The organism is Streptomyces sp. NPDC003691 (assembly GCF_053981115.1).
Genome location: NZ_JBSFNQ010000122.1, coordinates 1 through 16806 on the forward strand (window position 1 = coordinate 1; position 16806 = coordinate 16806).

A 16806-nucleotide genomic window follows, 5' to 3' on the forward strand; every position below is an offset into this window, starting at 1 on the left:
CTGGCGGAGGCGGGCGTGGCCTTCGAGGACGACGACCGTCTGGTGCGCGGCCTCGACTACTACACCCGCACCACGTTCGAGTTCGTCCACGACGGCCCCCGAGAGGGGTGCGGGACGCCCCCGTAACGGCTCCGCGCACCGACCCCCTCCCCCGGCCGCCCCGGACCCCTCCGGGGCCGCCTCGCCGCCCGGGGCGCCCTCCGGCGGCAAACTCGATTGCCGCGCCCCGGACGGCCTCCGAAGAATGCGCCCCATGAGCAACACGACCGGTTTCTCCCTCAAACCCACCCTCCATGGCGAGAAGGTGACACTCCGCCCCTTCACCGAGGCCGACGTCCCCGTGATGACCGCGATCCTCGACGATCCCGACGTCCTCCGGTTCACCGGCGCGGACACCGGCCCCGACCCCGGCTCCGGCTCCGGCGGCCCGGACGAGGCGGCTGCCCTGCACACCTGGTACACCACCCGCAACGACCGGAACGACCGGCTCGACCTGGCCGTCGTCGACCGGGCGCGCAACGAGGTCGTCGGCGAGGTCGTTCTCCACGAGTGGGACCCCGCCAACCGCAACTGCCGCTTCCGCACCCTGATCGGGCCGCGCGGCCGGGACCGGGGGCTGGGCACCGAGGCCACCGCGCTGATCGTCGGCCACGGCTTCGACCACATCGGACTCCACCGCATCGTGCTCAGCGTCTTCGCGTTCAACCCGCGGGCGCGGCGGGTCTACGAGAAGGTGGGCTTCACGGCGGAGGGCGTCGAGCGGGAGGTACTGCGCCGGGGGGACGGCTGGGCGGACGCCACCTCGATGTCGGTACTGGCCCATGAGTGGCGCGCCCGGCACGGCGCCCCGGCAGGGGCGGCCCCCGGGACACCGGCGTCGGCTCCGGGGATGACACGCGCCGAATGATTCCATACCCCCTAGGGGTATAGTATGGTGAGCAGCACGGGCCACGGGGCCCTCAACCGCCCCACTCCGCCCGGATTGCGACGTACGCCGTCCGACGCCTACGAGGAGAACGCCATGACCACCCACTCCGACATCGAGATCATCGAGACGGCCACCGCTTCGAGCTGCTGCGGCGGAAGCTCCTGCGGTACGGGCGCGGCCGAGGCCGGGGCCGGCGCCGTCACCACGGTCTACCAGGTGAAGGGCATGACCTGCGGCCACTGCGAGGGCGCGATCTCCGCCGAGGTCTCGGCCATCGCGGGCGTCACCTCGGTGACCGCGGTCGCCGCGACCGGTCTGGTCACCGTCGTCTCCGAGACCCCGCTCGACGAGGCCGCCGTGCGCGACGCCGTGGACGAGGCGGGCTACGAGCTGACCGGCACCGCCTGAGCCGCCGCGGGCTCCGATCCGGGCCGTACGGGACCGCCTTCTCAGGTCGTCCCGTACGGCCTGTCCATATGCCGGGACGATCCGGGGACACCGGGCGCGCCACCGTCGCCGGACGGGCGGTATCAGCGACATTCCGGACACGTGCGAACGTGATCCGCCTCTCATCGGGCGGCGCCCCGTGAACCGGCCGAGAGCGCTTTCCGGCCGGGAACGATCACCCGCCGAATCCTGCTCCGGAGGGCATCACCCCTGCTCATCGCACTGATCGACGGTTCAGCAAGAAGGGCTTCACCCCGCCCCCGGAGATCACCCCGGACGGCCGCCACGACCGCTGCGCGGCTACATGTGAGGCACAAGACCTTCACAAAGAGACCTAGATCACAGATATTGAGGGGTAACCATTGAGGCCCTCCAAGGGTCTAAATGGACGATGCCAGGAACGTCTTGGGGGACGTTCATGGGATGTCTTGGGGGACATCTCAGGCAAGCGTTGGCCGGGGCACGTGCCCGGGGAGCTTTGAGCGGCCCTCCCGTGCGTACGTACCCCGGCATACCGCGTGAGCAGTTCTGCGGTCGCAGACACCCGGCCGGATCCCGTGGGGGGAATCCGCTCCGGGGATATGGGAAGCGCCCCGCTCGCCGACCCGTGGGGGGATCGGCGGTGGGGCGCTTTCCGCTTGTGCGGTCCGGTTCGGCCGGGTTCGCTCCGGCCTCGGTCCGATACGGCGGGGACCGGTCAGCGGGCCTCGACCGGGACGAAGTCGCGGAGGACCTCACCCGTGTAGATCTGCCGCGGGCGGCCGATACGGGAGCCGGGCTCCTTGATCATCTCGTGCCACTGGGCGATCCAGCCGGGCAGCCGGCCGAGCGCGAAGAGCACCGTGAACATCTCGGTCGGGAAGCCCATGGCCCGGTAGATCAGACCGGTGTAGAAGTCGACGTTCGGGTAGAGCTTGCGCTCGACGAAGTAGTCGTCCGCCAGCGCGTGCTCCTCCAGCTTGAGCGCGATGTCCAGCAGCTCGTCCGACTTGCCGAGGGCGGAGAGGACATCGTGCGCCGCCGCCTTGATGATCTTCGCCCGGGGGTCGAAGTTCTTGTAGACGCGGTGCCCGAAGCCCATGAGCTTCACGCCGTCTTCCTTGTTCTTCACCTTGCGGATGAAGGAGTCGACGTCGCCGCCGGAGGCCTGGATGCCCTCCAGCATCTCCAGCACCGACTGGTTGGCGCCGCCGTGCAGCGGACCCCAGAGCGCGGAGATGCCCGCCGAGATCGACGCGAACATGTTCGCCTGCGAGGAGCCCACCAGGCGGACCGTGGAGGTCGAACAGTTCTGCTCGTGGTCGGCGTGGAGGATCAGCAGCTTGTCGAGGGCGGCGACCACGACCGGGTCCAGGTCGTACTCCTGGGCGGGGACCGAGAAGGTCATCCGCAGGAAGTTCTCCACGTACCCCAGGTCGTTGCGCGGGTAGACGAAGGGGTGGCCGATCGACTTCTTGTAGGCGTACGCCGCGATCGTGGGCAGCTTGGCCAGCAGCCGGATCGTGGAGAGGTGGCGCTGCTTCTCGTCGAACGGGTTGTGGCTGTCCTGGTAGAACGTGGACAGGGCGCTGACCACGGACGACAGCATGGCCATCGGGTGGGCGTCGCGCGGGAAGCCGTCGAAGAACCGCTTGACGTCCTCGTGCAGCAGCGTGTGCTGGGTGATCTCGTTCTTGAAGGCGGCCAGCTCGTCGACCGTGGGCAGCTCGCCGTTGATGAGCAGATAGGCCACCTCGACGAAGGTGGAGCGCTCGGCGAGCTGCTCGATGGGGTAGCCGCGGTAGCGCAGGATGCCCTGCTCGCCGTCGAGGTAGGTGATCGCGGATTTGTAGGCGGCCGTGTTGCCGTAGCCGCTGTCCAGGGTCACCAGACCCGTCTGGGCCCGGAGCTTGCCGATGTCGAAGCCCTTGTCACCGACGGTGCTCTCGACCACCGGGTAGGTGTATTCACCGTCCGCGTAACGCAGTACTACAGAGTTGTCGCTCACGTCATCCCTCACCGACGTAGTGCCTCTTCTTCGAGGTGCCCTGACTGTCTCTACCATCCCCCATTTGGCGCATGAGAGTGCACTCGGGGTCGACTTTTGGGCCCGTTGGCGGCACTCAGTGCCGCCAACCTGCTCATCCTGCCCCGTTCGCCCGATTTCCGGAAGTCGGGGTGTCATTTCCCACCCCGTCGGCCCGGCCGCTCCCCCCGGCCGGAGCACCCCCGGAGAGCCCCGGGCGTCAGCTCCGCGACAGCCGGTGGCCGAGCGCGGTGAACCGTCTGCCCGCGGAGACCGTTCGCACGGCCTGCCCTATCGCCCGCCGGGAGCCGACCAGCACCACCAGCTTCTTCGCCCGGGTGACCGCGGTGTAGAGCAGATTCCGCTGAAGCATCATCCAGGCGCCGGTGGTGACCGGGATCACCACCGCCGGGTACTCGCTGCCCTGGGAACGGTGGATGGTCACGGCATAGGCATGGGCCAGTTCGTCCAGTTCGTCGAAGTCGTACGGCACCTCCTCGTCCTCGTCCGTGCGGACGGTCAGCTTCTGGTCGTCGAGATTGAGGGAGGTGACCACACCAACCGTGCCGTTGAAGATGCCGTTCTCGCCCTTGTCGTAGTTGTTACGGATCTGGGTGACCTTGTCGCCGACCCGGAAGACCCGGCCGCCGAAGCGCTTTTCGGCCAGATCGGGACGGGCGGGGGTGATCGCCTGCTGAAGGAGGCCGTTGAGTACCCCGGCGCCCGCCGGGCCCCGGTGCATGGGGGCAAGGACCTGCACGTCCCGGCGGGGGTCGAGACCGAATTTGGCCGGAATCCTGCGGGCCGCCACATCGACGGCGAGCTTCCCCGCGTCCTCGGTCTCCTCCTCCACAAAGAGAAAGAAATCGGACAGACCTGTGGTGAGGGGCTGCTCGCCCTTGTTGATGCGGTGGGCGTTGGTGACGACCCCGGACTGCTGTGCCTGGCGGAAGATCTGCGTCAGCCGGACATGGGGCACCGGCCCGCCGTCGGCGAGCAGATCGCGGAGCACCTCGCCGGCGCCCACGCTGGGCAGCTGGTCCACATCGCCCACCAGCAGCAGATGCGCCCCGGGCGCCACCGCCTTCACCAGTTTGTTGGCGAGCAGCAGATCGAGCATCGACGCCTCGTCGACCACGACCAGATCGGCGTCCAGCGGCCGGTCCCGGTCGTAGGCCGCGTCACCGCCGGGCTTCAGCTCCAGCAGCCGGTGGACGGTCGACGCCTCGGCGCCGGTCAGCTCCGCCAGCCGTTTGGCGGCCCGGCCGGTGGGGGCGGCCAGCAGCACCTTGGCCTTCTTCGCCCGGGCCAGCTCGACCACCGAGCGGACGGTGAACGACTTCCCGCAGCCCGGCCCGCCGGTCAGCACCGCGACCCGGCTGGTCAGTGCCAGCCGGACCGCCGCCTCCTGCTCGGGCGCCAGATCCGCGCCCGTCCGGTCCGTGAGCCAGGCCAGGGCCTTGTCCCAGGCCACGTCCCGGAAGGCGGGCATCCGGTCCTCCGGGGTCCGCAGCAGCCGCAGGACCTGGGCCGCCAGGGACAGCTCGGCCCGGTGGAAGGGCACGAGATAGACGGCCGTGACGGGCTCGCCGCCGTCGGACCCCGGGACCTGTTCCCTGACCACCCCCTCCTCGTCGGCGGCCAGCTCGGCGAGGCAGTCGATGACCAGGCCGGTGTCCACCTGGAGGAGCTTCACGGCGTCGGCGATCAGCTGCTCCTCGGGCAGGAAGCAGTGGCCCTGGTCGGTGGACTGCGACAGGGCGTACTGGAGACCGGCCTTGACGCGCTCCGGGCTGTCGTGCGGTATCCCGACGGCCTGGGCGATCCGGTCGGCGGTGAGGAAGCCGATGCCCCAGACGTCGGCCGCCAGCCGGTAGGGCTGGTTCTTCACGACGGAGATCGACGCGTCCTCGTACTTCTTGTAGATGCGGACGGCGATGGAGGTGGAAACGCCGACGCCCTGGAGGAAGACCATGACCTCCTTGATGGCCTTCTGCTCCTCCCAGGCCGCGCCGATGAGCCTGGTCCGCTTGGGGCCGAGACCGGGGACCTCGACGAGCCGGGCGGGCTCCTGCTCGATCACATCGAGGGTGTCCGTACCGAAGTGGTCGACGATGCGCTCCGCGATCCGCGGCCCGATCCCCTTGATCAGCCCGGAGCCCAGATAGCGGCGGATGCCCTGGATGGTCGCGGGCAGCACCGTCGTGTAGTTCTCCACGGTGAACTGCTTGCCGTACTGCGGATGGGAGCCCCAGCGGCCCTCCATCCGCAGCGACTCGCCGGGCTGGGCACCGAGCAGGGACCCGACGACGGTGAGGAGGTCGCCGGAGCCGCGGCCGGTGTCGACCCGGGCCACCGTGTAGCCGTTCTCCTCGTTGGCGTACGTGATCCGCTCCAGGACGCCTTCGAGGACAGCGAGATTGGACATGCCCCGACGCTACCGCCGTGGTCCGACAGCGCGGGCCGCCTGTGGACAACCACCGGCGCGGGCGACGCCGCTCCGGCCCCGCCTGTGGATAACTCCGGGACGACCGGCCGCGGGACCTACCGTGGTCGTGCGGGGCCCCGCCGGAGCGAAGGGGACCCGGCCGGCGTGTGCCGGCCGGGTCCGTCCTTCTCCCCTCCCACGGCGCTCCCGTTCTCCCCCGTGCTTCCCCCGATCCCCCCGGGAGTGCCGATGCCACTTACGACACACGTTCCCCGCAGAGGGTTGTACGGAGGCCGGCAAGGTGGTCGGCGCGGCCGGGGTCCGCGGCCCTCACCGGCCGGCGACGTACCGGGCGAAGCGTGCGGCGGTCTCCGCCAGGACCTCGGCGCCGTCCCGCCGCCACAGCTCCTCGTTGAACAGTTCGACCTCGATGGGTCCGCGGTAGCCCGCCGCGTCCACCGTCCGCCGCCAGCCCCTCAGATCGACGCAGCCGTCGCCGAGCTGCCCGCGGCCGTTCAGCACTCCCCGGGGCAAGGGGGTCGTCCAGTCCGCCAGTTGGAAGGCGTGGATCCGGCCCGCGGCGCCCGCGCGTGCCACCTGGGCGGGCGCGTGCTCGTCCCACCAGACGTGATAGGTGTCGACGACGACCCCCACCCGGTCGGGCGGGAAGCGTTCGGCGATGTCCAGCGCCTGGGCGAGGGTGGAGACCACGCACCGGTCCGCCGCGTACATGGGGTGCAGCGGTTCCACCGCGAGCCGTACGCCCGCGGCCCGTGCGTACGGGACGAGTTCGGCGAGCGCGTCCGCGACCCGCTCCCGGGCCCCGGCCAGATCGCGGCTGCCCGGCGGCAGTCCGCCGGAGACCAGCACCAGGGTGTCCGTGCCCAGGGCGGCGGCCTCGTCGAGCGCGGCCCGGTTGTCGTCCAGCGCGCGGCTCCGTCCGGCGGGGTCGGTCGCGGTGAGGAAGCCGCCCCGGCACAGACTGGTGACGGTCAGCCCGGTGTCCCGCAGGAGCCCGGCCGCCGCGGCCGTCCCGTAGGCCCGGACGGGTTCGCGCCACAGCCCGGCACCCGGGATGCCGAGCCGGGCGCAGCCCGCGGCCAGCTCCGGCAGGGACAGCTGCCGTACGGTCATCTGGTTGATGCTGAGCCGGTGCCGGACCGCCCCGGCGCCGGGTTCCGCGGAGTCGGTTGCGGAGAGGGACACGGTTCAGGCTCCGTCGGGGGTGAGCAGGGAGGCCATCCGGGCGCGGGCCGGCCCGGGATCGGGGAAGAGCCCCAGCCCGGCGGCGAGTTCATGGGCGCGGACGAGATGGGCGAGCGGACGCGCCGTGTGGTAGCCGCCGACCATGGTGAACCGTTCCTGGTGCCCGGCGAGCCAGGCGAGGAGGACGACACCGGTCCGGTAGTGGCGGGTGGGCGGTGCGAAGAGGTGCCGGGCCAGCTCCACGGTCGGGTCGAGGACCGCCCGGAGGCCCCTGGTGCCCTGCTCGCCGAGGGCGCGCAGGGCCTCGGCGGCAAGCGGGGCCAGCGGGTTGAAGACGCCGAGCAGCGCATCGCTGTGGCCGTGTTCGTCGCCCGCGATCAGCTCGGGATAGTGGAAGTCGTCGCCGGTGTAGCACCGCACGCCCGCCGGGAGACGGCGGCGGAACGCGATCTCGTGTCCGGCGTCGAGGAGGGAGACCTTCACCCCGTCGACCTTCCCCGGGTGGGCACGGACGACGGCGAGGAGGGTGTCGGTGGCGGTGGCGCGGTCGCCGCTGCCCCAGTAGCGGCCGAGGGCCGGGTCGAAGTCGGGGCCCAGCCAGTGCAGGATCAGGGGGCGCTCGGCCTGCCGCAGCAGTTCGCCGTAGACGTACTGGTAGTCCTCCGGAGAGCGGGCGGCGGCGGCCAGGGCCCGGGAGGTCAGCAGGACGGCCCGGGCACCGCACCCTTCGACATGGGCGAGCTGCTCCTCGTAGGCCCGGAGCACGACCGGGAGCGCGGCCGGGCCGCTGAGCTGGTCGGTTCCGGCACCGCAGACCAGGGCGCCGCCGTCCGCCGAGCGCGCCTCGGCGGCCGTGCGGCGGATCAGCTCGGCGGCGGCGGGCCAGTCGAGCCCCGCGCCCCGCTGGGCGGTGTCCATGGCCTCCGCGACGCCGAGGCCGTGGGCCCACAGATGGCGGCGGAAGGCGAGGGTGGCGTCCCAGTCCACGGCGGAGCGGTTCCCGGCGGCGCCGGATCCGGGGTCGGGGCCCGCGACGACGTGCGCGGCCGCGAAGAACCGCCGGGAGCGCGGCGGGGGCGGGGGCGATACGGGGTGGAGACCGGCCGGGCCGGGGCCGGTCCGGGGTGCCGCGGGGGTACGGCCGGGGCGGTCGGCCGTGCCGTCGGGGGCGCCGCGGCATGGGCCGGGATCGCCGGTGCCGGTGTCGGTGCCGGTCACAGCGGGAGTTTCGGTACGGGGATCCGGCGGCCTTCGGCGGACGAACGCAGCCCCAGCTCGGCGAGCTGTACTCCCCGGGCACCCGCCGCCAGATCCCCGTCATGGGGCTCGCCCAGGACGACATGGCGCAGAAACAGCTCCCACTGGGCCTTGAACGCGGGCCCGAACACCTGGTTGTCGGGGACCTCCTGCCACTGGTCGCGGAAGGACTCACCGGCCGGGAGGTCCGGGCTCCAGACGGGTCTGGGGGTGCCGGTGCGGTGCTGGATCCGGCAGTGGCGGAGTCCGGCGACCGCGGAGCCGTGGACTCCGTCCACCTGGAACTCGGCGAGTTCGTCCCGCCCCACCCGGACCGCCCAGGAGGAGTTGATCTGCGCCACGGCGCCGCCGTCGAGTTCGAAGACGGCGTACACCGCGTCGTCGGCGGTCGCCTCGTAGGGTCTGCCGCTCTCGTCCCAGCGGCGGGGCACATGGGTGGTGGTATGCGCCATAACGCTGGTGATCCGGCCGAAGAGGGTTTCGAGGAGGTACGACCAGTGGGGGAACATATCGGTGGTGATCCCGCCGCCGTCCTCGCTGCGGTAGTTCCACGAGGGGCGCTGCGCGGGCTGCCAGTCGCCCTCGAAGACCCAGTACCCGAACTCGCCGCGCACGGACAGGATCTCGCCGAAGAAGCCGCTGTCGATGAGGCGTTTGAGCTTCCGCAGGCCCGGGAGGAAGAGCTTGTCCTGGACCACGCCGTGGCGGATTCCGGTGCTCCGGGCGAGCCGGGCCAGCTCCAGGGCCCCGGCGAGCCCGGCCGCAGTCGGTTTCTCCGTGTAGACGTGCTTGCCCGCGGCGATGGCCCGGCCCAGGGCGTCCGCGCGGGCGGCGGTGGCCTGCGCGTCGAAGTAGACGTCGACGGTGTCGTCGGCGAGGACCGCGTCGAGATCGGTGGCCCAGTAGGGCAGTTCGTGCCGTTCGGCGATCGAGCGGAGCGCCGGTTCGCGGCGGCCGACGAGGACGGGTTCCGGCCAGAGCGTACGGCCGTCACCGAGGTCGAGCCCGCCCTCCTTCCGCAGCGCCAGCAGGGAGCGGACGAGGTGCTGGTGGTAACCCATGCGTCCGGTGACGCCGTTGACGGCGATCCGCACGGTCCTGCGTGTCATCGTGAAGCCTCCGGGTGTCTCGCCATCGCGATAGCAAGCGCTTTCCGAGCGAGGTGACGCTAGCCTGCCCCGAGCGCCCCGGACAAGGGGCCACGGCCCAACTCCCGTGGAGGAAGCGATGACGGTCACCCTGGCGGATGTCGCCGCACGCGCCCGGGTGTCCCCGGCGACGGTGTCCCGGGTGCTCAACGGCAACTACCCGGTCGCCGTCGCCACCCGGGAACGGGTCCTGCGGGCGGTCGACGAGCTGGACTATGTGCTCAACGGCCCGGCGAGTTCGCTCGCCGCCGCCACGTCCGATCTGATCGGCATCCTGGTGAACGACATCGCCGACCCGTTCTTCGCCATCATGGCGGGTGCCGCGCAGGGCGAGATCGGGGGCCAGGAGGGCTCGGGCCGCGCGGGCGGCGAGAAGCTGGCCGTCGTCTGCAACACCGGCGGTTCCCCGGAGCGCGAGCTGACCTATCTGACCCTGCTCCAGCGGCAGCGGGCGGCGGCCGTGGTGCTGACCGGCGGCGCCCTGGAGGACCCGGCCCATATAGCGGCGATGTCGTCGAAGCTGACGAAGCTGGCGGACGCGGGGACCCGGATCGTGCTCTGCGGGCGGCCCCCGCTGCCGGGCAACGACGCGCCGCTGGCGGCGCTCACCTTCGACAACCGCGGGGGCGGCCGGAGACTGACGGAGCATCTGCTGGCCCTCGGACACCGCCGGATCGGCTATGTCGCGGGTCCGGCCGACCGGACGACGACCCGGCACCGGCTGGAGGGGCACCGGGCGGCACTGCGGGCGGCCGGGATCGACGAGGACCAGGAGCGGATGACGCTCCACGGGGCGTACGCCCGCAGTTCGGGCTACGACTCGACACTGGAGCTGCTGCGCCGGGACCCGGGCCTGACGGCCGTGGTCGCGGCCAACGACACGGTGGCGCTGGGCGCCTGCGCGGCGCTCCGGGACCGGGGGCTGCGGATTCCGCAGGACGTGTCGGTCGCGGGCTTCGACGATCTGCCGTTCTCCGTGGACGTGGTGCCGGCGCTGACGACGGTGCGGCTGCCGCTGGCGGCGGCGGGCGCGCGGGCCGGGAAGCTGGCCATGGGCCGGGAGGAGCCGCCGCCCGGCGGTATCGCGACGGTGGAGGCCGAACTGCTGGTCAGATCGTCGACGGCACCGCCGCGCGGCTGAGCCGGCCGGCCGCGGAATCCCTCCCCGGATCGTGATTGGCGGGGCCCCGGCGCGGGCATATCTTTGACTGAGTCAAAGAATTAGGGGAGGTGGCCGTCGTGGTGGTCCAGGAGATCCGGGCGTTCAACCGGTTCTATACGAATCTCATCGGCGCCCTGGATTACGGCAGGCACCTCTACACGCCGTACACGCTCACCGAGTCCCGTGTGCTCTACGAGCTGGCGCACAGTCCGCGGACGGACGCGGCGGATCTGCGGATCGAACTGTCGCTCGACGCCGGGTATCTGAGCCGGATGCTGGGGAAGTTCGAGCGCGACGGGCTGGTGGAGCGGGCCCCGTCGAAGGAGGACGGCAGGCGGCGGTCGATCACTCTGACGGGGCAGGGCCGCCGGGCCGCGACCCTGCTGGACGAGCGGTCGCGGGAGGCCGTGGGGACACTGGTCTCGCGGATGCCCGCCGGGGAGCGGGAGCGGCTCGCCGGGGCGCTGCGGACCGTCCGGGAGACCCTGGAGCACGCCCGCCCGCCCGGGGCCGGGGAGCCGGTGCTGCGGGGGCCCGCGCCGGGTGAGCTGGGCTGGACGGTGGCCCGTCACGGTGCCCTGTATGCCGCGGAGTACGGCTGGAACACGGAGTTCGAGGGCAAGGTGGCCCGGATCGTCGCGGACTTCGCCGAGGGCCACGACCCGGCCCGGGAGCGGATGTGGATCGCCGAGCTGGACGGCCGCCCCGCCGGTTCGGTGATGTGTGTCCGGGACGGCGCGCCGGAGACCGCCCGGCTGCGGCTGCTGCTGGTCGAGCCGGGGGCGCGCGGCCACGGTATCGGGGAGCGGCTGGTCGCCGCGGTGGTGCGGTTCGCCCGGGACGCGGGATACCGGGAGCTGGTGCTGTGGACCAATGATGTGCTCACCGGCGCCCGCCGGATATACGAGCGCAGCGGGTTCACTCTGGTCGCGGAGGAGCCCCACCACTCCTTCGGGGTGGATCTGGTCGGCCAGGACTGGAGGCTGGTGCTGCGGGATCCCGGGGAGGTACCCGGATGAGGCGGGGAGCGGGGCCGGAGGCCCGGCCCGGGGCGCGGGCGGCGGGTGGCGGCTGGGCGTTCGCCTTCTCGACGCTGGGGGTGCCGGGGATGCCGGTCGCCGAGGTGGCAGCGCTCGCCGCCGACACCGGCTATCAGGGGGTGGAGCTGCGGGCCCATCCGGAGGAGCCGGTGCATCCGGGGCTCGGTCCGGGTGACCGGGCCGCGGCGGCACGGGAGTTCCGGCGCGCGGGCGTGCGGACACTGGCCGTCTGCGGCTATGCCCGGGTCGCGGCGCCGGGGCCGGACGGTCCGGTGCTGGACGAGATCGCGGGGCTGGTGGGGCTGGCGCGGGATCTGGGCGCGCCGTACGTCCGGGTGTTTCCGGGTGGTTCCCCGGAGAACGGGGCGAACGGGGAGGCCTCCGCCGTCGCCGCCCGGCGGATGGCCGCGGCCTCGGGTCCCGCGGCGGCGGCCGGGGTGGGGATCCTGCTGGAGACCCATGATTCGCACCGTACGGGCCGGTCGGTGGCCGGGATCCTGTCCCGGTGCGGCCGCCCGCGGGAGGTGCCCGCCGCGGCGGCACCGGGGGCGGCAGTGCCAGGGGCGGCGGGCCCGGGTCCGGGGGCGGTCTGGGACGTGCTCCACACCTGGCTGGGCGGGGAGGATCCGGCGGTCACCCGGGCGGCGCTCTCCCCCTTTCCGGGCTATGTCCAGGTCAAGGATGTGGCGGCCCGGGAGGACCTGGTGCCGCTGCCGCTCGGGGCGGGGGTGCTGCCCCTGGCCGAGGTGCTTGCCGTGCTCACCCGGCCGATGTGGCTGAGCTGGGAGTACGAGAAGCGCTGGGCTCCGGAGGCGGCGGCGCTGCCGGGGCTGCTGGTACCGGGGCGGGAGCATCTGGAGCGGCTGCTCGGGAGAGGGAGGTGACGGCGATACCGCCGACCAGCAGCGCGGCAGCCGTCCAGCCCAGGGGGCTGACCCGCTCCCCGAGCAGCAGCGCGGCGGAGGACATGCCGAAGAAGGGCACGAGGAGGGAGAAGGGGGCGACGGCGGAGGCGGGGTAGCGGCGGAGCAGATACCCCCAGGCGCCGAAGCCGAAGACGGTGGCTCCCCAGGCGAGATAGAGGACGGTTCCCGCGCCGCTCCAGTCCAGGCCGCGCAGGGCGTCCGCGCCCGCCCGGGGGCCTTCGAAGACCAGGGAGAGGGCGAGCAGCGGCAGGACGGGGACTGTGGAGACCCAGATCATGAAGTTGAGGGCGTCCGGCGGGGCGGCCCTGCGGGTCAGGACATTGGACACGCCCCAGCAGGCGGCGGCCGCGATGACCAGGACGAAGGCGGTCGCCGGCCCGGAGGCTCCCCGGTCGGCCGCGGCGAGCGCGATACCGCAGAGCGCGACGGACATCCCGGCGATCCGGATCTTCCCGGGGCGCTCGCGCAGGACGACGGCCGCGATGAGAACGGTGAAGACGGCCTGGACCTGGAGGACGAGGGAGGAGAGCCCCGCGGGCATACCGCGGTCCATGCCGATGAACAGCAGCCCGAACTTGGCCACGCCCAGGGCGAGCCCCACCCCGATGATCCACTTCCAGGCGACCTTCGGGCGGCCCACAAAGAAGACCGCGGGCAGGGCGGCGACCAGGAAGCGGAGAGCGGAGAGCAGCAGCGGGGGAAAGTGCCCGAGACCGACTTCGAGTACGACGAAGTTCACGCCCCACACAGCGGCGACGAGTACGGCGAGGGCGATATGTGCAGGGCGCATGAAAGGAGGATCACCCCATACGACCATGTAGCACCAGCGCGAATTTCTTTATGGTGGAATTCAGTATTGCTTAATCGTCCGGTGGGCCCGGCAAGGAGCCCGGGCACCGGCCGCCCCGGGCTGCCGGGACCGCCCGGGCCGGGCCCGGAAGGAGGAGCGCATGCTCGACCTGGGAAGACTGCGGGCGCTGCACGCCGTCTGGGTGCACGGTTCGGTCGCCGCCGCGGCCGTCGCCCTCGGCTACACCCCGTCGGCGGTATCGCAGCAGATCACCAAGCTGGAGCGGGAGACCCGGTCCACCCTGCTGGAGCGGCGGGGGCGGGGCGTCGCCCTCACCGATGAAGGGCTCCATCTCGCCTCGACGGCCAGGGAGCTGCTGGCGATCGTGGAGCGGGCCGAGACGGTGATGGAGGAGCGCCGGGGGAAGCCGGCCGGTCGGCTGACCGTCGCCGCGTTCGCCTCGGCGGCCCGGGGTCTGCTGCCGGGGGTGCTGGCGGATCTGGAGCGGGCCCATCCGGGGCTGGACGTCCGGATGACGGAGGTCGATCCGCATCTCTCCGTCGACCTGGTGGTCCGGGGGACGACCGATCTGGCCGTCGCCCACGACTGGGACATTGCGCCGCTGCCCGCGCCGGAGGGTCTGGAGCAGGCGCCGATCGGTGACGATCTGTGCGATCTGCTGGTCCCGGCGGGGCACCGGTTCGCCGGGCGGGCGGCGGTGCGCCGGGAGCAGCTGGCGGGCGAGCGGTGGATCTGCCAGCCGCCGGGGACCGTCTGCCACGACTGGCTGATCCGTACCCTGCGTACGGCGGGCTGTGAGCCGGACCTGGTGCATCAGGCGGAGGAGAACCACACCCAGGTCGCCTTGGTGGCCGCCGGGCTCGGTATCGCGATGATGCCCCGGCTGGGGCGCGGACCGCTGCCGGCCGGGGTGGTGGCGGTGGCTCTGGACCCGGTGCCGCGGCGGAGACTGTATGCCCTCTGGCGCTCCGGGGCGGCCCGGCGGCCCGCCATCGGAGCAGCGGTGACGGCCCTTCAGGAGCACTTTCCGCGGCTTCAGCCGGTGGACCCGGTGGTTCCGGCCGGACCGGCCCGGCGGACCACCGCCGCCGTCCGGCGGCGCCCGGCACAGCCACCCGCCGCGACCTGCGAAGGCGTCCACCGGAGCGGCTGACGACCACTCACATCCCGCCTCTAAAGGTCCGAACCATTAACCCAGAGGTCCACACCACCGCATCCACAAAATCTCCACAACTTTCACAATCTTTCACCAGCGCCCGCGTCGACATGCCGATGACCATTCATTTTTATACTCGCGGGTCTTATTGCCCTACCTACACATTGGCAGTTAGTTTCAGCTCCGTCCGAGGGATTCTGGACGTTTCCTTCAAATCCTTTGCCAGCAAGGCCGGAAGGAGCACCCCCACATGCACGACCAGTCCCACCAGCCCGAACCTCAGCCGCAGGCCCGGGTTTCCAGGCGTACGCTGCTCGCCGCCACGGCGGTCGCGTCCGCCGTCGTCACCGCGGGAGCCGGACCCGCCGTGGCCGGGACCGTACAGACCAGACCGGATCGCGACGCCCGTCTGAAGAAGCTCATCTCGCGGATGAGCCTGGAGCAGAAGGTCGGCCAGCTCTTCGTCCACTGGTTCTCCGGCAACGACGCGCACAACCCCAGCGCCGGTGCCGCCGCCGACAACCTGGCCCGTACGGGCTACCGCACCCCCGCCGAGATCGTGAAGGCGTACCACCTCGGTGGCGTCATCTACTTCGGCTGGTCCGGCAACGTCAGCAACCCGCGCCAGCTCGGCGGGCTGTCGAACGACCTCCAGACCGCCGCGCTCAGCCAGCAGAACTCCGTTCCGCTGGTGGTCTCCATCGACCAGGAGCACGGCGCCATCGTCACCCGGGTCGGCCTGCCGGCCACCCAGCTGCCCGGCGCCATGGCGCTCGGCGCCTCCGGCTCGCGCAGCGACGCCCGGACCGCGGGCTACATCGCGGGTATCGAACTCCGTGCCATCGGTATCCACGAGAACTACGCGCCGGTCGCCGACGTCAATGTGAACCCGGCGAACCCGATCATCGGCATCCGCTCCTTCGGGTCGGACCCGACCGCCGCCGCCAGGCTGGTCGCGGCGCAGGTCTCCGGCTACCAGGCGGCCGGGATCTCGGCCTGTGCCAAGCACTTCCCGGGCCACGGCGACACCAGCGAGGACAGCCACACCGGCCTGCCGGTGATCACCCACAGCCGCGAGGAGTGGGAGCGGCTCGACGCGCCGCCGTTCCGGGCCGCCATCAAGGCCGGGATCGACTCGATCATGACGGCGCACCTCCAGGTCCCGGCGCTGGACCCGAGCAACGACCCGGCCACGCTCTCCCGGCCGATCATCACCGGCATCCTCCGTGAGGAGCTGGGCTTCGACGGCGTCATCGTGACGGACGCGCTCAACATGGAAGGCGTCCGCACCAAGTACGGCGACGACCGGGTGCCGGTCCTGGCGCTCAAGGCCGGTGTCGACCAGCTGCTCTTCCCGTTCAACCTGCCGATCGCCTGGAACGCCGTGGTGAAGGCGGTCCGGGACGGCGAGCTGACCGAGGCCCGCATCGAGGAGTCGGTGCTGCGGATCCTGCGGATGAAGGAGAAGACGGGCCTGCTGAAGGACCCGCGCGTCTCCCTCACCCAGCTCGACAAGATCGTCGGCAACCGCCGGCACCGGGCCGTCGCCGACCGTATCGCGGACGGCACCACGACCCTGCTGGTCAACAAGAACGACACGCTGCCGCTGCGCAAGCGCCGGCAGAAGAAGCTCCTGGTCGTCGGCGTCAACCCGGGTTCGCCCACCAGCACGGACCGGCCGGCCACCACGGTCGCCTCGGAGGTGCTGACCGGGCTCGGGTTCACCACCACGACCCTGGGCTTCACCGGGAACGCGGCGCTCACCCCGGCCGCGATCGACCAGGCGGTCGCCGCGGCGGCCGGCCAGGACGCCGTCGTGGTGCTCACCCAGAACGTCTCGGCCACCAGCCCACAGCGGACCCTGGTGTCCCGTCTGGTGGCGGCCGGTGCCCCGGTCGTCCACCTCGCCCTCGGCAACCCGTACGACATCGCCCGGCTCGACGGAGTGGCCGCTTCGGTCGCCTCGTACGGCTGGACCGAGGTCGAGGTCCGCTCCGCGGCCCGGGTCATCGGCGGCAAGGTGGAGCCCGAGGGCAAGCTCCCGGTGCCCGTGCAGCGCGCGGACAACCCGGCGCAGGTGCTCTACCCGGTCGGTCACGGACTCTCGTTCGACGACTGACCGAACCGTCGCGAGGCGCGGCGGGCCGCTCAGGCGGCCCGGCCCGCCACCGCCGTGCACGGCCGGCGGTCCGGGGAAGCGGCATGCTTCCCCGGCTCCCCCGGCCGTGGCCGGCCCCGGTGCCCCGGGGCCGGGGGGGCCGGCCCCCGGGGGCGGGGCCGGGGGGAACGGGA

General features: G+C 72.1%; 12 protein-coding genes and 1 pseudogene. 7 read left to right on the forward strand and 6 right to left on the reverse strand.

All coding sequences use genetic code 11. From position 1 onward, the window contains the following. Positions 1-253 precede the first annotated feature (253 nt). Positions 254-907 carry a GNAT family N-acetyltransferase gene (locus tag ACWDR0_RS31940; RefSeq protein WP_456355309.1) on the forward strand — a complete coding sequence of 218 codons (654 nt, stop codon included), beginning with the start codon at positions 254-256 and terminating at the stop codon, positions 905-907. A gap of 114 nt (positions 908-1021) precedes the next feature. After that, the gene (locus ACWDR0_RS31945; RefSeq protein ID WP_456355318.1) at positions 1022-1336 is read left to right on the forward strand and encodes a heavy-metal-associated domain-containing protein; all 315 of its coding nucleotides are present in this window, start codon (positions 1022-1024) and stop codon (positions 1334-1336) included. A gap of 736 nt (positions 1337-2072) precedes the next feature. Here the strand turns inward: ACWDR0_RS31945 and ACWDR0_RS31950 are convergent. From ACWDR0_RS31950 to ACWDR0_RS31970, 5 genes are all read right to left on the reverse strand, one after another. Then, entirely contained in the window at positions 2073-3362 is a 1290-nt protein-coding gene (locus ACWDR0_RS31950; RefSeq protein WP_456355310.1) for a citrate synthase, read from the reverse strand. Between the two features lie 238 nt (positions 3363-3600). After that, positions 3601-5808: an SF1B family DNA helicase RecD2 gene (gene recD2 / locus ACWDR0_RS31955; RefSeq protein WP_456355311.1), complete on the reverse strand. Its 2208-nt coding sequence runs from the start codon at positions 5806-5808 to the stop codon at positions 3601-3603. A gap of 330 nt (positions 5809-6138) precedes the next feature. Further along, on the reverse strand, positions 6139-6942 hold the full coding sequence (locus ACWDR0_RS31960) for a sugar phosphate isomerase/epimerase family protein (RefSeq protein ID WP_456355319.1): 804 nt from the start codon (positions 6940-6942) through the stop codon (positions 6139-6141). 75 nt (positions 6943-7017) lie between these two features. Beyond that, entirely contained in the window at positions 7018-8232 is a 1215-nt protein-coding gene (locus ACWDR0_RS31965; protein ID WP_456355312.1) for a DUF993 family protein, read from the reverse strand. Beyond that, on the reverse strand, positions 8229-9380 hold the full coding sequence (locus ACWDR0_RS31970; RefSeq protein WP_456355313.1) for a Gfo/Idh/MocA family protein: 1152 nt from the start codon (positions 9378-9380) through the stop codon (positions 8229-8231). The genes ACWDR0_RS31965 and ACWDR0_RS31970 overlap by 4 nt, the downstream gene beginning before the upstream one ends. 118 nt (positions 9381-9498) lie before the next feature. On the opposite strand from ACWDR0_RS31970, the gene ACWDR0_RS31975 reads away from it, so the two are divergent. From ACWDR0_RS31975 to ACWDR0_RS31985, 3 genes and pseudogenes are all read left to right on the forward strand, one after another. Next, positions 9499-10560, forward strand: a complete 1062-nt coding sequence (locus tag ACWDR0_RS31975; protein ID WP_456355314.1) for a LacI family DNA-binding transcriptional regulator — start codon at positions 9499-9501, stop codon at positions 10558-10560. A gap of 98 nt (positions 10561-10658) precedes the next feature. Beyond that, positions 10659-11600 carry a bifunctional helix-turn-helix transcriptional regulator/GNAT family N-acetyltransferase gene (locus ACWDR0_RS31980; RefSeq protein ID WP_456355320.1) on the forward strand — a complete coding sequence of 314 codons (942 nt, stop codon included), beginning with the start codon at positions 10659-10661 and terminating at the stop codon, positions 11598-11600. Between the two features lie 89 nt (positions 11601-11689). Continuing rightward, positions 11690-12490, forward strand: a pseudogene (locus ACWDR0_RS31985) (sugar phosphate isomerase/epimerase family protein); the annotation flags it as partial. On the opposite strand, the gene ACWDR0_RS31990 reads toward ACWDR0_RS31985, so the two are convergent. Then, entirely contained in the window at positions 12381-13337 is a 957-nt protein-coding gene (locus ACWDR0_RS31990) for an EamA family transporter (protein ID WP_456355315.1), read from the reverse strand. The pseudogene ACWDR0_RS31985 and the gene ACWDR0_RS31990 sit on opposite strands and share 110 nt — an antisense overlap. A 160-nt stretch (positions 13338-13497) precedes the next feature. On the opposite strand from ACWDR0_RS31990, the gene ACWDR0_RS31995 reads away from it, so the two are divergent. After that, complete coding sequence (locus ACWDR0_RS31995; protein ID WP_456355316.1) at positions 13498-14511, forward strand: LysR substrate-binding domain-containing protein; 1014 nt, start codon at positions 13498-13500, stop codon at positions 14509-14511. Between the two features lie 253 nt (positions 14512-14764). Next, positions 14765-16633, forward strand: a complete 1869-nt coding sequence (locus ACWDR0_RS32000; protein WP_456355317.1) for a glycoside hydrolase family 3 protein — start codon at positions 14765-14767, stop codon at positions 16631-16633. Positions 16634-16806: the final 173 nt, after the last annotated feature.